This is a genomic window from Anaeromassilibacillus sp. D41t1_190614_C2 (genome assembly GCF_015558525.1).
GTDB classification, from domain to species: Bacteria; Bacillota; Clostridia; order Oscillospirales; family Acutalibacteraceae; genus Anaeromassilibacillus; species Anaeromassilibacillus stercoravium.
This window is the reverse complement of sequence record NZ_JADMOD010000015.1, coordinates 64096-84606: the sequence shown is the minus strand read 5'-3', so window position 1 is coordinate 84606 and position 20511 is coordinate 64096. Positions and strand designations below refer to the sequence as shown.

At 53.6% G+C, this 20511-nt stretch carries 21 protein-coding genes, 1 other RNA gene and 1 pseudogene; 19 read left to right on the top strand and 4 right to left on the bottom strand.

Features of this window, described 5'->3' with window-relative positions:
• The 19 genes and pseudogenes from I2G69_RS11705 to I2G69_RS11615 form a co-directional block, all read left to right on the top strand.
• A pseudogene (locus I2G69_RS11705) lies at positions 1-1151 on the top strand (hypothetical protein); the annotation flags it as partial.
• A gap of 23 nt (positions 1152-1174) precedes the next feature.
• Positions 1175-2161, top strand: a complete 987-nt coding sequence (locus I2G69_RS11700) for a hypothetical protein (RefSeq protein ID WP_195560815.1) — start codon at positions 1175-1177, stop codon at positions 2159-2161.
• Positions 2162-2354: 193 nt separating this feature from the next.
• A complete protein-coding gene (locus I2G69_RS11695; protein ID WP_087230791.1) occupies positions 2355-2705 on the top strand; it encodes a DRTGG domain-containing protein in 351 nt (116 codons plus the stop codon).
• A complete protein-coding gene (locus tag I2G69_RS11690) occupies positions 2702-3145 on the top strand; it encodes an ATP-binding protein (protein ID WP_087230793.1) in 444 nt (147 codons plus the stop codon). The genes I2G69_RS11695 and I2G69_RS11690 overlap by 4 nt, the downstream gene beginning before the upstream one ends.
• 3 nt (positions 3146-3148) lie before the next feature.
• Positions 3149-4465 (top strand): [Fe-Fe] hydrogenase large subunit C-terminal domain-containing protein, encoded by a 1317-nt coding sequence (locus I2G69_RS11685; RefSeq protein ID WP_087230795.1) that lies wholly within the window; start codon positions 3149-3151, stop codon positions 4463-4465.
• Positions 4455-4787: a hypothetical protein gene (locus tag I2G69_RS11680; RefSeq protein ID WP_195560814.1), complete on the top strand. Its 333-nt coding sequence runs from the start codon at positions 4455-4457 to the stop codon at positions 4785-4787. The genes I2G69_RS11685 and I2G69_RS11680 overlap by 11 nt, the downstream gene beginning before the upstream one ends.
• Positions 4784-5503, top strand: a complete 720-nt coding sequence (locus tag I2G69_RS11675) for a PHP domain-containing protein (RefSeq protein ID WP_191521007.1) — start codon at positions 4784-4786, stop codon at positions 5501-5503. Before I2G69_RS11680 ends, I2G69_RS11675 begins: the two co-directional genes overlap by 4 nt.
• Positions 5504-5690: 187 nt before the next feature.
• The gene (locus tag I2G69_RS11670) at positions 5691-6188 is read left to right on the top strand and encodes an NADH-quinone oxidoreductase subunit NuoE family protein (protein WP_087230803.1); all 498 of its coding nucleotides are present in this window, start codon (positions 5691-5693) and stop codon (positions 6186-6188) included.
• A 1-nt stretch (position 6189) separates the two neighbouring features.
• Positions 6190-6744 (top strand): ATP-binding protein, encoded by a 555-nt coding sequence (locus tag I2G69_RS11665; RefSeq protein WP_191395701.1) that lies wholly within the window; start codon positions 6190-6192, stop codon positions 6742-6744.
• 1 nt (position 6745) lies between these two features.
• Positions 6746-7117, top strand: a complete 372-nt coding sequence (locus I2G69_RS11660; protein ID WP_087230809.1) for a (2Fe-2S) ferredoxin domain-containing protein — start codon at positions 6746-6748, stop codon at positions 7115-7117.
• Positions 7118-7129: 12 nt separating this feature from the next.
• The gene (nuoF, locus tag I2G69_RS11655; RefSeq protein ID WP_087230810.1) at positions 7130-8923 is read left to right on the top strand and encodes an NADH-quinone oxidoreductase subunit NuoF; all 1794 of its coding nucleotides are present in this window, start codon (positions 7130-7132) and stop codon (positions 8921-8923) included.
• 18 nt (positions 8924-8941) lie between these two features.
• Positions 8942-10687, top strand: a complete 1746-nt coding sequence (locus I2G69_RS11650) for an NADH-dependent [FeFe] hydrogenase, group A6 (protein ID WP_087230812.1) — start codon at positions 8942-8944, stop codon at positions 10685-10687.
• Between the two features lie 248 nt (positions 10688-10935).
• Positions 10936-12213, top strand: a complete 1278-nt coding sequence (locus tag I2G69_RS11645) for a dihydroorotase (RefSeq protein WP_237966407.1) — start codon at positions 10936-10938, stop codon at positions 12211-12213.
• Between the two features lie 42 nt (positions 12214-12255).
• Complete coding sequence (gene pyrF / locus I2G69_RS11640) at positions 12256-13185, top strand: orotidine-5'-phosphate decarboxylase (protein WP_087230818.1); 930 nt, start codon at positions 12256-12258, stop codon at positions 13183-13185.
• Positions 13182-13946, top strand: coding sequence for a dihydroorotate dehydrogenase electron transfer subunit (locus I2G69_RS11635; protein ID WP_330610166.1), 765 nt, complete (start codon positions 13182-13184; stop codon positions 13944-13946). Before pyrF ends, I2G69_RS11635 begins: the two co-directional genes overlap by 4 nt.
• A 12-nt stretch (positions 13947-13958) precedes the next feature.
• Complete coding sequence (locus I2G69_RS11630) at positions 13959-14870, top strand: dihydroorotate dehydrogenase (RefSeq protein WP_195560813.1); 912 nt, start codon at positions 13959-13961, stop codon at positions 14868-14870.
• A 29-nt stretch (positions 14871-14899) separates the two neighbouring features.
• Positions 14900-15628 (top strand): histidine phosphatase family protein, encoded by a 729-nt coding sequence (locus I2G69_RS11625; protein ID WP_087230823.1) that lies wholly within the window; start codon positions 14900-14902, stop codon positions 15626-15628.
• Positions 15625-16059 carry a Holliday junction resolvase RuvX gene (gene ruvX, locus I2G69_RS11620; RefSeq protein ID WP_087230826.1) on the top strand — a complete coding sequence of 145 codons (435 nt, stop codon included), beginning with the start codon at positions 15625-15627 and terminating at the stop codon, positions 16057-16059. Before I2G69_RS11625 ends, ruvX begins: the two co-directional genes overlap by 4 nt.
• 174 nt (positions 16060-16233) lie before the next feature.
• Complete coding sequence (locus I2G69_RS11615) at positions 16234-16650, top strand: RrF2 family transcriptional regulator (RefSeq protein ID WP_237966408.1); 417 nt, start codon at positions 16234-16236, stop codon at positions 16648-16650.
• 211 nt (positions 16651-16861) lie between these two features.
• On the opposite strand, the gene I2G69_RS11610 is transcribed toward I2G69_RS11615, so the two are convergent.
• The 4 genes from I2G69_RS11610 to I2G69_RS11595 all read right to left on the bottom strand — a co-directional run bounded on the left by I2G69_RS11610 (position 16862) and on the right by I2G69_RS11595 (position 19258).
• Positions 16862-17737, bottom strand: coding sequence for a DegV family protein (locus tag I2G69_RS11610; RefSeq protein WP_087230829.1), 876 nt, complete (start codon positions 17735-17737; stop codon positions 16862-16864).
• A 27-nt stretch (positions 17738-17764) separates the two neighbouring features.
• A complete protein-coding gene (locus tag I2G69_RS11605; protein ID WP_087230831.1) occupies positions 17765-18640 on the bottom strand; it encodes a DegV family protein in 876 nt (291 codons plus the stop codon).
• A 125-nt stretch (positions 18641-18765) separates the two neighbouring features.
• Positions 18766-18954, bottom strand: a non-coding RNA gene (gene ssrS / locus I2G69_RS11600) — 6S RNA.
• Position 18955: 1 nt separating this feature from the next.
• Positions 18956-19258, bottom strand: coding sequence for a DUF1292 domain-containing protein (locus tag I2G69_RS11595; protein WP_054324595.1), 303 nt, complete (start codon positions 19256-19258; stop codon positions 18956-18958).
• Between the last annotated feature and the right edge of the window lie 1253 nt (positions 19259-20511).

Here is a 20511-nt window from a genome sequence, read left to right as displayed (position 1 = left end):
TGCTGAATGCGTACCAGATGGACGACACTGCGGCTGGAAATCCGGACGAAGGTGGTTCCAGCTCGGAGGACCCGGACCCTGCAGAACATCCGGAAGCATATCAGGTCCGTGTGGATTTCCGCAATACGGTGACAAGGGAACTGTTGGGACAGAGCTATTCGAAGATCTACAGTGATCTGGAAAAGGGCACTCATACGTTCGCACTAATGGATGCAGCACAGGGCTATGCAGCTGCCACCCACTATGTAGCCGCGCCGGAAGGCTATGTGTACGATCCAGCAGATCAGGCGTCGAAAGAAGTTGCTATTCCGGTATCGAATGGCCCGGCTGTCATTGAATTTGAGGTAAAGCCGGAGGACCCAGGTTTTGCAGGCGGCGATGGTTCGGAAGAGAACCCCTTCCTAATTATGAATGCCGAGCAGTTTAATAAGATCCGCAATTACAGCGACAAGCATTTTGTCCTGGGCGCGGATATTGCATTGGGCGAGTATGTGCCGACCCCGTCCTTCAGCGGTAGCTTGAACGGGGAATACCAGGGCGCCAAGTACAGTGTGAGTTATACCATCAATGGCGAGGACCACTTGGGCCTGTTTGGGACAAACACGGGTACGCTGAAAAATCTGACGATTGCAGCCGACAGCGTTATCAATACGACGGGCAATCATTGCGGCACGATTGTAGCGATCAACGGCGGCACAATCGAGGACTGCGTTTCCTACGGCACGATCAACGGGGTATTGGAAGCATCTCCGGAGAACGAAGGAAAAAATATGGATTTCGGCGGAATTGTGTTCCAAAATACAATAGACGCTGTGATCCGCAACACGACTTTCCAGGGAAAGATCAACCCCAATTTGAGCGATTCGGATATTATTTTGGCGCTTTATGCGGACATTAATATGTACTTCAATAACGGCGGTCTGGCCGTTCTCAATGCAGGAACCATTGAAAATTGCAAGGTGATTGCACCGCAAGACGGTTCCAATATTAAAGGTACCACGTATAATGCGGGTTTGGTTACGATGAACACGGGTACGATCCGCAATACGGCCGCTTCTGGAACAAAGGAGAATCCGGTCCTTTCCGTGCCGACGGATCCGGAATACCGGAACACTCTGACGGTCTGCCTCAATACCGGAACGATTGAATAAGCAGGGAGAAAGAGGTGTAATACATGAAAAAGAGATTGGTTTCTCTTCTGTTAGCCGTATGTATGTTGTTTTGTGTTTCGTCGGTGGCTTTTGCATATGATTATTCGATCGACGGAAGTTACCAGGTCGAGTACCGGATCAACGATAATGGCTATAAAACTTTGGGATATTTATGGGTCCCTTGCGGTCAGACGGTTACAGTGGAATACAAGTGGACAACTTCCCCGGCTTATCCATATGAATACGCCTGGGTGCTCCATGTGAATGGAGTGAAAATTCCTTCGCGTGGACTCAATCAATATGGCTGGCAGTATGCTTCCCCAAGCCTGGAAGAGGCGACGGGTATAGAAGGATTGACAGGGTTTGACATTGTGCCCGCACAATATGCGGTCATCCGGAATGGAAAGCCGAACCCGCTGAGCGTGGATTACACGGCCCCGGCTACGGGAAACGGCTCCGCTACCAAGTATTTTTCGCTCTGGCAGCTATCTTCGACGTTTTCTGTGTATTTTGAAGACGAGGATGGGAACCGTATAGAGAGCCTATCCTGTTCGTATCGCCCCATCTCCTATGGGGAGTTTACCCTTGATGCGGATGACGTGCAGGCATACTTGGCAGAAAACGGTTATGAGCTTGTCCCGCCGGAGCAGTCCTATACCGTAAATTATGGGGTGGATGCTTCCGGAAATGACGTATTTGAACCTTCCGAGGTGGTATTCACGGTGCGGCCAATCCAAGAGCAGCCGGACCCGGAGCCAGCAGAATTCAATGTGAAATTTGCTGACCCAGATGGAAATCCTATCGAAAGGCTTTCCTACACGCATACCGTTTACTCCGAAGGGGAATTTACCCTCGATAAGGACGATGTACGTGTATATTTGGCAGAAAACGGCTATATCCTTGAACCGCAGGAGCAGTCTTACACGGTGAATTATTCCAGCCAGGATGGCTTTAATCCCTCCGAAGTGACATTTATGGTAAAACCGGTAACAATCGGCGGTTTCTTCTAATGAAACCTAATTTTGCTAAATAGTGATTAACAAAAATACCCTTCTCTAACAACTTAGAGAAGGGTATTTTTTATGCCACTCTTTCTCGTTCAGCGGTTGTTTCCGCCTTTGTAATATGTTATAATAAAAATGCATAAATTTTATCATCTATAATCCAAAAACATTGTATAGGATGAAACGGGAGGAACGTTCTATGAAGGTACGCGATGTAGTAAAAATTTTAAAGGCGGATATCCTGGTAGAGGGCGACCTCGATTTGGAGGTCCGCACGGCGTGCGGCAGCGATATGATGAGCGACGTGCTGGCCTTTGTCAAGGATCAATCCGTACTGCTCACGGGCCTGACGAACCCACAGGTTGTGCGCACTGCGGAGATGATGGACATGCATTGCATCATCTTTGTCCGCGGGAAGGAGATTGACGCCACTGTCCTAGAGTTGGCAAAAGAGAAGGGGATCACCGTGCTGAAAACCCCTTACCGTATGTTTACCGCATGCGGGCTGCTCTATACCAATGGCCTGTCAGGGGGAAGTGAAGTCGGATGAGTGCCCTAACATTTGATTATGTGGTGCCAGGCGACGATTTCACCCAGGCTGGCGCGGCTTCCAGCGATGTAAAACGGAAGCTAAAACAGATTGGCTGCAATGCGGATGTCATCCGCCGTGTAGCGATCGCGATGTATGAAGGGGAAATCAATATGGTCATCCACGCGGGCGGCGGCACGGCGCATGTGGAAATTGACCCGGATAAAATTTATGTGGTTCTCGAAGATCATGGCCCAGGTATCCAGGACTTGAGCAAAGCGATGAAGGAAGGGTGGTCCACAGCGCCGGACAATGTACGTTCCTTGGGTTTTGGCGCAGGGATGGGCCTTCCAAATATCAAAAAATATTCCGATATCCTAGACATAGATACCAAAGTGGGAGAGGGGACAGCCCTTTACATAACTGTATTTACCGATAGGAACCGGGTGGGCGGTGATTAAACGATGGAGAAATTCTTCCATTCGGTCATTTTGGATAAAGAGAAATGCATGGGATGCACCAATTGCATCAAACGCTGCCCGACGGAGGCGATCCGGGTGCGCGATGGAAAGGCGCAGATTATCTCAGAGCGTTGCATCGATTGCGGCGAGTGTATCCGCGTTTGCCCACATCATGCAAAACGGGCGCGGTTTGACCATCTCTCCGAGTTGGACAACTACTCCTATAAGATCGCTCTTCCGGCGCCGGCTTTGTTCGGGCAGTTTAACAATCTGGACGACATCGACATCGTCCTCACCGGGCTCAAGAAGATGGGGTTCGATGAGGTGTATGAGGTTGCGCGCAGTGCGGAGCTGGTTTCCGATGCCACGCGCAAGTTGATGCAGCAGGGGCATCTGGAGCGGCCCATCATCAGCTCGGCGTGTCCGGCGGTGGTCCGTTTGATCCGCGTGCGGTTCCCGGAACTCTGTTCGCATGTGCTGCCGCTGAATTCCCCCATGGAGACGGCGGCCCGCTTTGTGAAAAAGGAGGCGAGGAAGAAGACCGGCTTGCCCTTGGAAGAGATCGGCGCGTTTTTTATCACGCCCTGTCCAGCTAAGGTGACGGACACAAAATGCCCGATTAGCACCAAGACGTCCTATGTGGACGGTGCAATTGCAATCAGTGAGATTTTCCCCGCCTTGGTGGAGAAAATGGAGAAAGCGGAGACAGTTGAGCCGTTGATGCAGTGCGGTGTGATCGGCGTCGGCTGGGCGTCCAGCGGCGGCGAGGCGGCGGCGCTGCTCAATGACAAATATCTGGCGGCGGACGGTGTGGACAATGTCATCCGCGTGTTGGAAGAGTTGGAGGACGAGCGCATCAAGGAGCTGGACTTCATCGAATTAAACGCCTGCGCGGGCGGGTGCGTTGGAGGGGTGCTCTGCGTGGAAAATGCCTATGTCGCCAAGGCACGGCTACAGCGGCTGCGCCGGTATCTCCCCGTTTCGCAGAACCATTTGGAAGAGGGGATTCCCCCTTGTATGCAATGGCAGGATAATTTGGAATTTGCGCCCGTGCTCAAGCTTTCCGACGATATGGGCGAAGCCCTGCGCATGATGGCCGATATCGACAAAATCTGTGAGAAACTGCCGGGGCTGGATTGCGGCTCCTGCGGCGCGCCAACCTGCCGCGCATTTGCGGAGGATGTGGTCCGCGGATCTGCGAAGGAAAATGAGTGTATCTTTATTCTGCGCGAGGAAATTAAACAGGTCGCCCAAGCGCTCTCCTCTATGGGAGGTTTTGTGCCAGGGCATCATAAGGAGGCCGATTCCGATGAACGTTGAGCAAGTTTGCAAGCAATTGGATCTGCATGTGCTGGTGGGGGAGGACCTCTCCCGCGAGGTGACTGGAGGCTATACGGGCGATCTGCTCAGTTGGGTCATGGCGCGCTTGCCGGCGGATGCAGTATGGTTTACCGTGATGGGCAATGTCAATGCAATCGCCGTGGCGTCCCTGGCAGACGCTGCCTGCATTGTCCTGACGGACAATGCGTCGTTGGACGAGGAGGCGCGTATCAAGGCGCAGCAGCAGGATATTCTGGTCCTCGGCAGTGAGAAGAATAGCTACGAGCTCGGCGCGCAGCTGGCGGAATTGCTGAAAAAATGAAGTTCTTCTACGACTTTCACCTGCATTCCTGCCTTTCGCCCTGCGGGGACGATGATATGACGCCCTACAATTTGGTCAATATGGCAAAACTGTTGGGATACGATATCATTGCGCTGACGGATCATAACTCCTGCCGGAACGCCGCCTCTGCGGTCAGAGCGGGGGAGCAGGCGGGCCTTGTGGTGATCCCTGGCATGGAGCTGTGCACGCAGGAGGAAGCGCATGTCGTGTGTCTGTTCCCGGACGTCCCGTCCGCAGAGGCGTTTGAAGAATTTGTGCGGGAAAAAAGCCTGGGAATCCCCAATCGGCCCGAGATCTTTGGTCATCAACTGGTGATGGACGATCAAGACCGCATCCTTGGGGAAGAGGAGCGTTTGCTCATCAACGCCACGCAAATCGGGGTGGATCACGTCCTGCGCGAGGCGAGGCGGTTTGGCGGGACAGCTTTCCCGGCGCACGTGGATAAGCCGGCATATAGCGTAATCGCTTCCTTAGGGGCGATTCCCCCGGAGGCGGGGTTTCGTACGGCAGAGATCAGCTTTTCCGGGGACCCGGAGAAGCTTCTGCAAACGAATCCGGAACTGTCGGGCCTGTTCATCCTGCGAAATTCCGACGCTCATTACCTGGAACACATGCGGGACCCCGGCCCGGTGCTGGAGCTGCCGGAAGCATCTGCTGAGGCGGTGATCCAGCTTTTAAATGGACAAAATTCATAATTTTACATAATTATATGAATAATTATTGAACATGATTGTTTCGAGTATATTTCATGGAGAAATTACAAAAAAATTGTAGATTTTCTACAAACAGTATGCTATAATAAATCATAATGCATTTGAGGCGAAATGTTCGAAATATTACGAAACATTTTGCTGCATTTGGAAATCACAGGGAGGAACAAGAATGCAAAAAAAAATAAGCAATTTGCCTTTTCAAGGGACTCCGGAGCAGGAAAAGAAGCTGCACGAAGTAATTGAAAAGCACAAAGATGACAAAGGCGCGATCATGCCGGTTTTGCAGGAGGCCCAGGAGATTTATGGCTATCTGCCGGTGGAAGTGCAAACCATGGTGGCGGAAGGCCTCAACAAGCCGTTGGAGGAAGTCTTTGGCGTGGCGACCTTCTATTCGCAGTTCTCGCTCACCCCAAAGGGGAGATATAATATCTCTATCTGCCTGGGGACGGCCTGCTATGTAAAGGGTGCAGCTGCAGTCCTGGATAAGGTGAGTTCTGCCCTTGGCATCCAGCCCGAAGAATGTACCCCGGATGGGAAGTTTTCTTTGACCGCTTGCCGCTGCATCGGCGCTTGCGGTTTGGCGCCGGTTATGACCATCAATGATGATGTGTATGGCCGTTTGGTGCCGGAAGAGGTCGACGGGATCTTGGCAAAGTACAACGACTAAGATGCGGGAACTCTCTTTAAATGTGATGGACATCGCGCAGAATTCCATTTCGGCGGGCGCATCCTGTATCACGGTGGACGTCTGTGAGGACGCCGCATTGGACCGTTTGACGATCCGGATTGTGGACAACGGCCGCGGAATGACCGCGGAACAGGTTGCCCGTGTAATAGACCCCTTTTTCACCACGCGCACCACGCGCAAGGTGGGCTTAGGAATCCCGCTCTTTAAAATGGAGGCGGAGATGACGGGCGGCGGGCTGCGGATCGACTCCGAGCCAGGAAAAGGGACGACAGTGACGGCGGAATTTGTGCCCTCGCATGTGGATTTTATCCCTTTGGGGGACATCAACGAGACGATCCTATTATTGATTACATGCAATACAGACCGGGATTTTGTCTTTCATCACAGGATTGATGACCGTGAATTTACTTTGGATACCCGTGAGTTGCGCGGGATTTTGGGCGAGGAAGTGGACCTGAACGTGCCAGATGTTGTGGCATGGATGCGGGACTTTCTCAAGGAACAAACAGAAAGCATCAAAGGGGAGAAAATATAGTATGAAGTCATTAGCGGAACTTCAGGCAATCCGAGATAAAGCCCGCGGCAAGGTTACGCTGCGGGAAGGACAGGACGACGCGATCCGCGTATTGGTCGGCATGGCCACCTGCGGCATCGCTGCGGGCGCACGCCCGGTCCTCACCACCATCGTGGACGAGGTGGCGAAAAGAGGCCTCCAGAACGTCATGGTTACCCAGACGGGATGCATCGGCATCTGCCAGTTTGAGCCGGTTGTCGAGGTTGTGGAACCCGGCAAGGACAAGATCACCTATGTGAAGATGACGCCGGAAAAGGCGGTCCGCATGGTGAACGACCACCTGGTCAACGGCAACGTCGTCACGGAGTTTACCATCGGCGCGAATTCAAAATAAGGAGGCTGTAAAATGTATCGTTCGAATGTACTGGTTTGCGGCGGTACGGGTTGTACCTCCTCGAACAGTGAGCTGATTATCCAGCGTCTGAAAGAGGAAATTGCCGCGAAAGGCCTCGAGCAGGAGGTCAATGTCATCCGTACGGGCTGCTTCGGCCTCTGTGCCTTGGGCCCGATTATGATCGTATATCCAGAGGGCGCGTTCTATAGCATGGTCAAGCCGGACGATGTGCCGGAGATCGTGGAGGAGCATCTGCTCAAGGGCAGAATTGTCAAGCGCCTTCTTTATCAAGAGACCGTGGTGGAGAATTCCAACTCCGTCAAGTCTTTGAACCATACGCCTTTCTATGAAAAACAGCACCGCGTTGCGCTGCGCAACTGCGGCGTTATCAATCCCGAGGACATCGACGAGTACATAGCGGTCGACGGCTATCAGGCGTTGGGCAAGGTTCTCACGGAAATGACCCCACAGGACGTCATCGATGTAATCACCAAGTCCGGCCTGCGCGGCCGCGGCGGCGCAGGTTTCCCGACCGGCCGGAAGTGGCTCTTTGCCGCACAGAACCAGGCGGATCAGAAATATGTGTGCTGCAACGCGGATGAAGGTGACCCAGGCGCGTTCATGGACCGTTCCATCTTGGAAGGCGACCCGCATGCAGTTCTGGAAGCCATGGCCATCGCCGGCTATGCGATCGGCGCGTCCCAGGGATATATTTATGTCCGTGCCGAATACCCAATTGCGGTAAAGCGCTTGCAGATTGCCATCGACCAGGCCAGAGAGTACGGCCTGCTCGGTAAACATATCTTTGATACCGATTTCAATTTTGATATTGAACTCCGCCTTGGCGCCGGTGCGTTCGTCTGCGGCGAAGAGACGGCTTTGATGACCTCCATCGAGGGCAAGCGTGGCGAGCCGCGTCCGCGTCCTCCGTTCCCAGCACTCAAGGGCCTGTTTGGAAAGCCGACCATCCTGAACAACGTTGAAACGTATGCCAATGTCGCCCAAATCATCCTGAAGGGCGCGGACTGGTTCGCCTCTATGGGTACGGAAAAGAGCAAGGGCACCAAGGTGTTCGCTCTGGGCGGCAAGATCAAGCACACCGGCCTAGTGGAAGTCCCCATGGGCACCACCCTGCGTGAAATCGTCGAGGAGATCGGCGGCGGCGTGCCGGACGGCCATACCTTTAAGGCAGCCCAGACCGGCGGCCCTTCCGGCGGCTGTATCCCGGCCTCCCAGATGGATGTACCGATCGATTACGACAACCTGATCGCCATCGGCTCCATGATGGGTTCCGGCGGCCTGATTGTCATGGACGACACCACCTGTATGGTGGACATCGCGAAGTTCTTCCTGGAATTCACCGTGGATGAATCCTGTGGAAAGTGTACCCCGTGCCGCGTTGGTACGCGCCGCCTGTTGGAAATCCTCAATAAGATCACCAGCGGCAACGGCACCCTGGAGGACATCGACCGTTTGGAAGAGCTCTGCAATTATCTGAAAGAAAATTCGCTCTGCGCTTTGGGCCAGACGGCGCCGAACCCGGTGCTCTCCACCCTGCATTATTTCCGCGATGAGTACATCGCGCACGTCACGGAGAAACGCTGCCCGGCGGGCGCATGTAAGGCGTTGACGAATTACTATATCCTCGAAGACAAGTGCAAAGGCTGTACGCTTTGCGCACGCAACTGCCCGGTCGGGGCGATCAGCGGTACCGTGAAGAAGCCGCATGTGATCGATACGAGCAAATGCATCAAGTGCGGCGCTTGCATGGAGAAGTGCAAGTTCAACGCGATTGTGAAGAGATAAGAAAGGAGTGTGCCATCAATGGATATGGTCAATATAAAAATCAACGGCATGCCCCTCTCGGTGCCGAAGGATTCTACGATTTTGGAGGCTGCACGGTATGCGGGCATCAACATCCCCACACTGTGCTTCTTGAAGGATATCAACGAAATTGGCGCTTGCCGTATGTGCGTTGTAGAAGTGAAGGGCGCCCGTTCTTTGGTTGCGGCCTGCGTTTATCCGGTCAACGAGGGGATGGAAGTTTTCACCAATACACCGAAGGTGCAGGAATCCCGCAAGCTCACGCTGGAGCTGCTGCTCTCCGTGCACGACCGCAAGTGCCTCACCTGCAAGCGCAGCGGAAGCTGCGAGCTGCAGTCCCTCTGCTATGAGCTGGGCGTGGACGACGCCGAGCACTTTGACGGTGCAAAACCGGAAGCCCAGAAGGATGAATCCACGGAGTATTTGGTCCGCGACAATGGAAAGTGCATCCTCTGCCGCCGCTGCGTGGCCGCTTGCGCCAACCAGCATGTGGCTGTGATCGGACCGAACGGCCGCGGGTTCGATACCCACATTGGCTGTATGTTTGAACGTCCGCTGAACGAAGTGGCCTGCGTTTCCTGTGGCCAGTGCATCGTGAGCTGCCCGACGGGTGCCCTCACAGAGCGCGATCAGTGCGACGAGGTCCTTGCAGCGATCAACGATCCGGAGAAATATGTCGTGGTACAGACCGCTCCGGCCATCCGTGCAACTTTGGGCGAATGCTTCGGCATGCCGGTCGGCACCAATGTCAAGGGCAAGATGGTTGCCGCCCTGCGCCGCCTGGGCTTTGATAAGGTGTTTGACACCGACTTCGGCGCCGACCTCACCATCATGGAAGAGGCCACAGAATTCCTTGACCGTGTGAAGAACGGCGGCGTGCTGCCGATGATCACCTCCTGCTCACCCGGCTGGATCAAGTTCTGCGAGCATTATTTCCCGGACCTGCTGCCGAATGTGTCCACCTGTAAGTCCCCGCAGCAGATGACCGGCGCGATGATTAAGACTTGGTTTGCAGAGAAGAACGGCCTTGACCCGAAGAACATCGTCGTGGTCAGCGTCATGCCCTGCATTGCAAAGAAATTTGAGATCAAGCGCGACGACCAGGATGCCGCAGGCGAGGGCATCCCGGATACGGATATCTCCATCACTACGCGCGAGCTGTCCCGCCTGATCAACCGTGCGCATCTGGACTTTGTCAACCTGCCCGATGAGGAGTTCGACGACGCGATGGGTATTTCTACCGGCGCGGCCGCGATCTTTGGCGCGACGGGCGGCGTTATGGAGGCGGCGCTCAGAACCGCAGCGGACGTTCTGGAGGGCAAGAGCCTGGACAACATCGATTACACCGAGGTGCGCGGTACCGAGGGCATCAAGGAAGCCGTCTATCATGTCGGCGGCATGGATGTCAAGGTGGCGGCGGTCAGCGGCCTGAGCAACGCCAACGAGGTGCTTGAGAAGGTCCGCAAGGGTGAAGCCGATTATCACTTTATTGAGATCATGTGCTGCCCGGGCGGTTGTGTCAATGGCGGCGGCCAGCCGATCCAGTCCGCAACAGTCCGCAGTTTCACAGACCTCAAGGGCCTGCGTGCAAAGGCGCTCTACGAAGAGGACAAGAACCTCCCGCTGCGCAAGAGCCACGAGAGCCCGCTGATCAAACTGGTGTACGACGAGTATTTGGGCGAGCCCGGCAGCCACAAGGCACACGAGCTTCTGCACACCAGCTACGTTGCCAGAAAGAGATTCTAATCGTTTTATAAATAAGATTGGTCGATACAAGGCCCGGACAGTGCTTCTGTCCGGGCCTTTTTATGAGGATTCCAAAGAGGGCCAGAAGGATTCTGTCTTCTTTAGAATCCATCTGGCCGATCCGCCACACAAAAATAGATGAAAAATCGCCGGAGCGTCGGTCGTTTTTCGAGCGAAAGGCTTCCTTTACTTTTTTTGGCGGAATCGGTATAATAGAACCAACAAAAATTCCATCCAGGAGGTGCGCTTTGGAAAAGCTTTTACTGCGGCACGCAAGGATTCTCGACCCGTCCTCTGACTTGGACCAGATCGGGGATCTTTTGCTGGTAGACGGTTCTTTACAGCAGGTTGGCGGGACGGTCGAAGCATCGGACGCGCAGGTGATCGACGCAAGCGGGATGGTTGTAGCCCCCGGCCTGGTGGACATGCATGTCCATCTGCGCGACCCGGGCTTTACCGAAAAGGAAGACATCCTCACCGGCTGCCGTGCAGCGGCGGCGGGCGGTGTGACCAGCCTGCTCTGCATGCCCAATACGAAGCCGGCCATCGATACCCCGGAAACGGTGCGCTATATTTTGGACAAGGCTTCCCAAGCGGATGCACATGTCTATGTGGCGGCTGCCATTACAAAGGGATTGCAAAGCGGGGAATTGGACGACCTTGCGGCCCTGCGGGAGGCAGGCGCGGTTGCATTGAGCGACGATGGGCGCCCGGTTGTCCATTCCCGCTTGATGGCCCGTGCAATGCAGGCGGCGCCGGAGCTGGGAATGCGGGTGGTATCCCATTGTGAGGACCTTGACCTCTCCAAGGGCGGCCTGATGAACGAAGGGGCGGTTTCGCGCGAACTGGGCGTGCCAGGTGTGCCCAACGCGGCCGAGGACTGCGGAACGGCGCGGGACATTGCTCTGGCGGAAGCGTATCAGGTCCCGATCCATATCTGTCATGTGAGTTCCCGCACGTCGGTGGCTATGATTCGGGATGCAAAGCGCCGGGGCGTGCAGGTGACGGCGGAGACAGCACCGCATTATTTCAGCCTGACCGACGCCCTGCTGCGGGCGCGGGACGCGGATTTCCGGATGAGCCCGCCCTTGCGCACGGAGGTGGACCGCTTGGCGGTGATCGAAGGGCTTCGGGATGGGACCATCGATGCGATTGCAACCGACCACGCCCCACACACGCCGCAGGAAAAGGCGGATTTTTCCAAAGCGCCGAATGGGAGCATCGGGATGGAGACCTCCCTCGCTGCCGGGATCACCTACCTGGTCAAGCCCGGCCTGCTGACGCTTCGGGAACTGCTTCGGTTGATGAGCACAGCGCCGGCCAAGATCTTGAAGATTCCGGCGGGAACATTGGAGACCAGTAGGCCGGCGGATCTGGTGCTGTTTGACCCGGAGGAGCAGTGGACGGTGGACCCGGAGAAGCTGCACGGGAAGAGCCGCAATGCGGTCTTTAAGGGGCGGCTTTTGACAGGGCGCGTGAAGTTGACCATCTGCGGCGGCAAAATTGTCTATCGCGATGGCGAATGAGGAAGAAAAACGATCAGAGAAAATAGAAGGGTGGAAACGAACATGGCATTTGACCGACTGATAGAGCGGATTGCAACCTTGCAGAACCCGACTGTGGCGGGATTGGACCCAAAACTCGACTATATCCCCTCCTATATCAAGGAGGAAGCCTTTGCGAAATATGGAAAGAACCTGGAAGGCGCAGCGGCAGCGATTCTGGAATTCAATAAGGGATTGATCGATGCGCTGTGTGAGATTGTCCCCGCAGTGAAGCCCCAGTGTGCCTATTATGAGATGTACGGCTGGCAGGGGGTCAAAACGCTGCACGATACCATTGCCTATGCGAGCGAAAAAGGGATGTTCGTGATTACGGACGGCAAGCGCAACGACATCGGCACGACGATGGAAGCTTATGCGGCGGCACACCTCGGCACGGTCCTGGTGGAAGACGAGCTCTGCGTCCCGTTTGGCGGGGATGCGCTGACGGTGAACGGCTATCTGGGTTCGGACGGCATCAAGCCGCTCCTCTCCATCTGCAAGGCGGAGGATAAGGGTATCTTTGTGTTGGTCAAGACCTCAAACCCCTCCTCTGGAGAGCTGCAAAATCGTGTTTTGGACGATCAGAAGACGCTCTATGCCACGATGGGTGCGCTTTGCGAGCAGTGGGGCGAAGAACTCCCCGGTAAGTATGGCTATTCGGGCGTTGGCGCGGTTGTCGGCGCGACGTATCCGGAGCAGCTGCGTGAGCTGCGTTCGGCCTTGCCGCATACCTTCTTCCTGGTGCCCGGCTATGGGGCGCAGGGCGGCGGCGCTAAGGATGTGGCCCCGGCCTTTGACGCCAACGGCCGCGGTGCAATCGTGAACGCCTCCCGCTCCATCCTCTGTGCATGGCAGAAGCAGCATGCGCCGGAACACGACTATGCAAAGGCGGCGGCAGCAGAGGCAGTGCGGATGCGCGACGAAATCGTAGGGGAGATTGGGACGATCAAATGATGAAATACGATGTAAAGGATTGCAAGCTTCTGCAAAAGCGGGAGCTTGCAAAGGATATTTTTGACTTTGTTGTAGAAGCGCCGGACTTTGCAGCGGCTGCGCAGGCGGGCCAGTTTGCGCATATCTATGTGCCGGGCAAGACGCTGCGCCGCCCGATTTCGATCTGCGGCGTAGACCGTGCGGCTGGGACATTGCGCTTCGTGTTCCAGATCCGCGGCGAAGGGACCCGTATGTTGGCAGGTCTGGAAGAGGGGGCAACCCTCGACATCCTGGCGCCGCTCGGGCGCGGCTTTGTCTTGGGGGATTGTTCCCGCAAGGCGGTATTTGTGGGCGGCGGAATCGGCGTCCCGCCGCTTTTGGAGGCGTCGAAAGCATTTGGAAAGAATGCGACCGCTGTGCTCGGTTTCCGCAACCGGGACGCTGTGATTTTGGAAGAGGATTTCCGTGCCAACGGCTGTGAAGTGCGCATAGCCACCGACGACGGCAGCATGGGGCACCACGGCCTGGTGACGGATTGCCTGAAGGACCTCGATTTTGATGTCCTTTTTGCCTGCGGGCCGACGCCCATGTTGAAGGCGGTCTGTGCGGTTGCAAAAGAGCGCGGTGTAGAATGCCAGATCTCCTTGGAGGAACGCATGGCCTGCGGCATCGGCGCGTGCCTGGGATGCGCCTGCAAGTTGCTCGCAGATGGACGGGAATATTTGGGGCATGTCTGCAAAGACGGCCCGGTGTTCCCCTATCAGAATGTTGTTTTGGATTAAGGAGGCGGAAACATGGCTGATTTACAGGTAAAGATCGCAGGGATTGCGTTTGAAAATCCACTGATTGCCGCCTCCGGTACCTTCGGCTTTGGCCGGGAATACCAGGAATTTTATCCGCTCTCCACATTGGGGGGGGTTTCCTGCAAGGGCATTACCCTTCAGGAGCGTCCAGGAAATCCGCCGCCCCGCATTGCGGAAACGCCCTCCGGGATGTTGAACTCGGTGGGCCTGCAAAATCCGGGTGTCGATCACTTTATTGAAGAGGACCTTCCCTGGCTGAAACAGCAGGGGACGGTCGTCATTGCGAATATCGCGGGGAACACGCAGCAGGATTACTGCCGTATGGCGGAAAAGCTCTCGGAGAGCGACGTCGATATGGTGGAATTGAATATCTCCTGTCCCAATGTCAAGCACGGAGGCGTTGCCTTCGGGACCTCCTGCGCAAGTGTGGAAGAGATCACGGTGGCTGTGCGCAAGTATTGCCGCAAACCGCTGATTGTCAAGCTGTCCCCCAATGTTGCCGATATCGGGGAAATCGCGGCCGCGGCGGAAGCAGGCGGCGCAGACGCGATCTCCCTCATCAATACGTTGACAGGTATGCGGATTGACATCCGCACTCGCCGGCCGATTCTCCGCAATAACACGGGCGGGCTTTCCGGACCGGCGGTATTCCCAGTCGCTGTGCGCATGGTGTGGCAGGCGGCGCAGCGCGTCAAGGTTCCGGTCATCGGGTTGGGCGGTATCAGCACTTGGCAGGACGCCGTGGAGATGTTGCTGGCCGGTGCGTCGGCCCTGCAGATCGGCACTGCTTTGTTTACAGACCCGTATGCGCCCATCAAGATCTTGGACGGCCTGAACCGCTATTTGGATGAGAACCACATTGCTTCTGTGACTGAGCTGACGGGCGCCGTGTGTGCCTATTGAGTTAATCCCATTTGGAAGGTTGTGTTCGCATGGAAACACTTCATTCATCAAGTTATAACGCCATTCCCCAAAAGCCGGAAGGGGCCACCCGCATTTTGTTGGTGCGCCACTGCGAAGCGGAGGGCAATACGAACGGGCGGTTCCAGGGCAGCTCCGACTGCGGGATCTCCGGCAATGGGGAAAAGCAGCTGGAGCTCTTAGCCCTGCGCCTCCGGAATATACGGATTGACGCCATGTATTCCAGCCCGCTCAAGCGCGCTTGGTTGACCGCGGAGGCGGTCAACCGCTATCATCATCTTCCGATTCATGCGGAGAAGCGCTTGCAGGAAATCGACGGCGGCGATTATGAGGGGCTCCTGTGGGCGGATCTGCCCAAGGTCGCGCCGGAGCAGGACGCCAATTGGTATACCGCGCCGCAGAATTTTTGCGCGCCCCATGGGGAGAGCATGCGCCAGGTCTATGACCGCGTATGGGAAGCGGTGCGTGCCATTGTGCGCGAAAATCCGGGAAAGACGGTCTGTGTGGCGTCCCACGGCTGTGCCATCCGGAACATCCTCTGCCATGCGATGAACAAACCGTTGGAGCAGTTGAACGATGTGGATTGGTGCGACAACACAGCCGTCAGCGTGATTGACTTCGATCAACAGGGGAACCCCCACCTCGCCGTATGGAATGATGCCTCCCACTTGACGCCAGAGGTCTCCGTATTTGCCAAACAGACCTGGTGGCGGCGGGAGAATCGGGAGCGTAGACGATGAGAATTTTAGCAGTTGATCTGGGAAAAGCGCGTACAGGTTTGGCTGTATGCGATGAGGGGGAGCTTTTGGCTTCCCCAGTGGGCGTTATACAGGAATACAACCGGGAACGCCTTGCGGCTGCCGTTGCCGCAAAAGCCGGGGAATATCGTGTGGGCGAAATTGTTGTAGGGCTTCCACGCAATATGGACGGCAGCGAGGGCGAAAGCGCCCAAAGCGCGCGCGCATTTGCCGAACAGTTGCGCGCTTTGATCGATGTGCCGGTGCATATGCAGGACGAGCGCGGGACAACCATCACAGCGCACGGATATCTGAACGACACGGATACGCGGGGAAAGAAGCGGAAGGCTGTGGTCGATGCGGTGGCGGCAACGATCATTTTAGAGGATTATCTGATGTACCGCCGGAATCGGAAGCATTTGTTCAACAACTGAATCGCGTAACAACCATGGGGACAGATACGGTTTCCATGGTTGTTTCTTTATTACTGAAATTTACGTTTGTTTTTTATACAATCTATAGAATTTTTGCAGAAAGCAAGAGGATAAACTTGACAAGTATTATCAACTTTGCTACGCTAAGTACGAATAGAGTCAAAAGAGGTGAGTGTGCTGCTGATTACACGGGAAGCGGATTATGCGCTGCGCATCATGCGTGCATTGGCAGGTGGAGAGCAGCGGACAGCGGCGGACATTTGCCAGCAGGAACAAATTCCGGATCAATTTGTGTATAAGATCGCAAAAAAACTGGAAAAGGCCGGTTTTATCAAGATTGTCCGTGGTGCAGAGGGCGGTTGCCGTCTGGCGGTGGATCTGCGTACGGTAAGCGTCTATGATCTGATGGAGGCTTTGGACACGGACCGGTTGGTCAATGCATGCATGCAGCCGGGATATCGCTGTAATTGGCAGGAGGCACATATAGAACCCTGCGGGTTTCACCGCCGTTTTGAAGAAATCCAAGAGAGAATGGATGCCCTTTTGCGCAGTTATAGCATCGATTGGCTTTTGTATGGGCGATGTTTATAGCGTGAGCGTTACATCCCATAGAGTGAGGATCACTTGCTAGATTTTGTAGCTACAGTATTCGGTTTTAGCCATCTTTTGCATATACGTTTAAGACCTTCAAGTCTTATTATCCTTTTATACCGGAGAAATCCTGAAGAAAGAAAGCGGATGTATAAACCAAACAGAGAGGGCCGTTGCGAATAGGCAACGGCCCTCTCTGTTTGAAATTCGGCTAATTCCGTCCCTTTCCGATATAAAAGATAGCAATTGCGCCAGGGCCGGTGTGCGAGCCAATGATAGGCCCGATGTTATTTGTCACAATACGTTTGATATGATACCGGCTTTTGATCTCCTTTTTGAGGTAGGCGGCATCGTCCGGGCAGTCACCGTGGACAATGAAGACCACTTGATCCCCTGTATCCCGGAAGGTTTTCTCCATATGCTCTAAGAGGATGTGAAGTGATTGCTTACGTCCGCGGACTTTTTCCATAGGGACCAGCTTTCCGTCTTCCGTAATACGCAAGATAGGCTTGATTCCTAACATAGTCCCTACCAACGCGGCTGTACCGGAGAGCCGGCCGCCCCGCTTGAGGAAGTGGAGGTCGTCCACGGTGAACCATCCAGAGACGAGCAAGCGCTCGTTTTGTACCCACTGGTACAGCTCTTGGATGGTCATCCCTTCCCGTTGCTTTTGCACAGCCGCATACACCAACAGGCCCGTGCCGAGTGTAGCGGTCAAAGAGTCCGCCACAAGGAGGGTTTGCTCCGGATATTTTTTGCACAATTCTTCCGCGACCATCACAGAATTGTGATAGGTGCCGGAGAGCGCAGAGGAAAAACCAATATAGAGGACGTCCACACCGTTTTGTAGATAGGATTCGAAGACGTCGGTGAATTCTGCTTGGTTGATTTGGTTGGTGGTGGACATATCCCCGTTGCGCAGGCGGTCAAAGAAATCTTTGGCGGTGTATTCACGCTCGTCCGGATAGTGGGTATAGCTTTCTTCTCCAAAATTAAAAGACATGGGAATCACATGAACGCCCAATTCCTCCACCAGTTTTACAGGAAGGTCCGCACATGCATCCGTTATAATTTGGTATTGGCTCATTGAATCGCTTCCTTTCCATAGATGTACCTAGTCTTTGCTCTTCCCTAGGAAGAATAGGGCAACCGTCCCCGGCCCTGCATGGGATCCGATCACAGGCCCGATATAGTTGATATAGACCTTTGGTACAGAAAAGCGCGCTTTCACTTGCTTGGCCACATATTCGGCGTCCTCTGGGGCATTTCCATGGCTGATAAAAATCGCCTGGTTTTCCGGATGCTCCACGGCCTTCTCCATATGGTTGACAAGCGCATCCAGCGCATTTTTGCGCCCACGGACCTTTTCCACAGGGATCAAGTGGCCATCATTGTCAACATGTAAGACCGGTTTGATCCCTAGCATAGTTCCAAACAGGGCTGCTGCGCCGGAAACACGCCCGCCGCGCTTGAGGAAATTCAGATCGTCCACCGTGAACCAATGCGCCAAACGGTTGCGGTTTGCCTCTACCCAGGAGGCCAGTTCGTCGATCCCCATGCCCTCCCGTTGCTTTTGTACCGCATGGTAGACCAGCAGCCCCTCGCCCATAGAAGCAGCGAGGGAATCTAACACAAGAATACGGCGGCCGGGATATTTTTCAGAGAGTTCCTGCGCAGCAAGGCGCGAATTGTTATAGGTCCCCGATAGACCGGAAGAGAAACCAATATAGAGTACATCGGTTCCGGCCTGAAGGTAGCGTTCGAACGTCTCTGTAAAGGTAGTGGCGTTAATTTGGTTGGTGGTAGCAGTTTCTCCGGAGGCCAAACGCTCGTAGAAGGTCCGATTGGATAATGCACGCTCATCCGGGAATTGAAGATAAGACGCACCGCTGAGTGTAATTTCCATGGGGATGATTTCAATGCCTAATTCTTCTGCAAGCGCAGGGGAGAGATCTGTGGTGGAATCCGTGATAATTTGGTAACCGTTCATCCTTATAACTCCTTTGCTTACAACCTCTTTAAAACATAAACAAAGATATCCGGAAAATTGGCAATAGGGCCTTTGGTCGCTATAAAGAAAGGCCCCTGTTTGGAAAACAGGAGCCGCGTCATTTAAAAAATCCCGCCTGGCCGTAATGTGCGAAATAACCTGCCTACGAAAGACAGGTGGGTGCCCGCCCAACGGGTTTCCACTCCCTTCTTCCAGCAAAAGCCGGGAGGTCTGCGGTCTGCCGCCGGAGCAAAGCTCCCGATTTAAAAGTGTAGGGTTATTTATACACAAGTCCACGCACCAGGCAGGGAAAGCTTATTCTTCCGGATCTTCCTCTTCGTAAAGCTCTTCAAAATGCTTTTCAAAGATTTCCGCAAGGCGGTCGAGAAGCTCTTCGTCTTCTACTTCCGCAAGCTGCTGCTCGCCGTCCTCTTCGATCGCCTCAAAAATGTAATAGGTGCCCTCTGAATCCACCTCATCCTGCGGGTCATCAAAGGTAGGAAGCAGAGCATAGAAACATCCTTCGTCATTATCAATCACATCGAGGATTTCAAACTCATGTTCTTCACCCTCGTCATCAATCAAAGTAATCAAATCCGCGCCAAACTCGTCGTTCAATCGGTTCATCTCCTTCGCAGTGTGTTTTTCTGTTACTCATTTTACCTTTATAAGAGCAGTAAGTCAACAGAAACTTTTGGTTATCGAGAAATCCATTTAAAAACTGGCGGTTGAAAGGTAGAGAGGCATTGTATCTTGGCAGAACAGGAAGATTACATAGCCCTATGGACCTTATGTGCAACGGATTAGAAAAAATATCATATAAATTTTAAAAATGTTAGAAAAAAGTATTGACAAACACGAAAAACGCGTTATAATAGAATCAGAAACAGGGGAGAGAAAAAGAAAAACGCAGATGCCTTCACAAAAGAAAACCCATAAGGTAATATCCCAAAAAGGATATTATGAAGATTGGCTTCAGAAGGCATGGAAAGTCTCCAATGTATGATTTCAAGAAAGGGTGTGAGTCCAATGAACAGTGAGCCAATTCAACTGAATAGCGGCTGGTCAGTCGGGCCCATGCCGCTTATTCAATAAAATTTAAAAAACAGCATGTAGCTGTAACTCCTGAGACAATCAGTTGTCTGTCCTAATTTTCTTTTATTTAGCAACCAATTGAGATGCCAGGTGACAACGCGGAAACAAATCGGTTGGAAAATACAGAGGAGTTGAAACGTTGCAAAAACTGGTAAATCCAAGTAAGTAACCATTGGATGGATACAGAGCGACGAGCAGGATGGAGCAAAAGGATCAGTGGTTTAACGAGCACTGCATTGTGATTCCTACAAAGCCTGTGACGCTGGAAATCTGGATGAAAGAACAGAACGAAAGACAGGATGAGGTCTACAAGCAATTTTTTAACAAACTTTAAATTTGCGGAGTGGATAGCCTGTAATGCCGGATTCTGAAAAGACCGGAGCGAAAGCAGGAGAAAACAAAGCAATTAAAGAGTTGAAGAAAAATTGCATTTGAGAAAGCCAACAATGCCTGTAAGCTGGATTCCTTTCAAACAGATACAGACCGAAAGCAGGAATGCGGATAGCAATTTCAGTTTGATCGAGAAATTGTTGAAACCATGGAGCTGAGATGCCTGCAATGCTAATTCCTGAAAATGAAGTGCTTACAAGGTTGGTCGCAGAACCAAGAAGAGCGGTAATTTTGAAAGCGATAAGATCCCGTTAGATCGTAAGTTGAAGAAAAAATTAGCGTGTTTTTTCTTGGGGAAGCAATCATTCTGGATGTTCAGAAAAGTGAAAAGCCCGGCCGGGTACTTTTTGCAACACTTGATGAACAAGAATGAATGATTCCAAAGC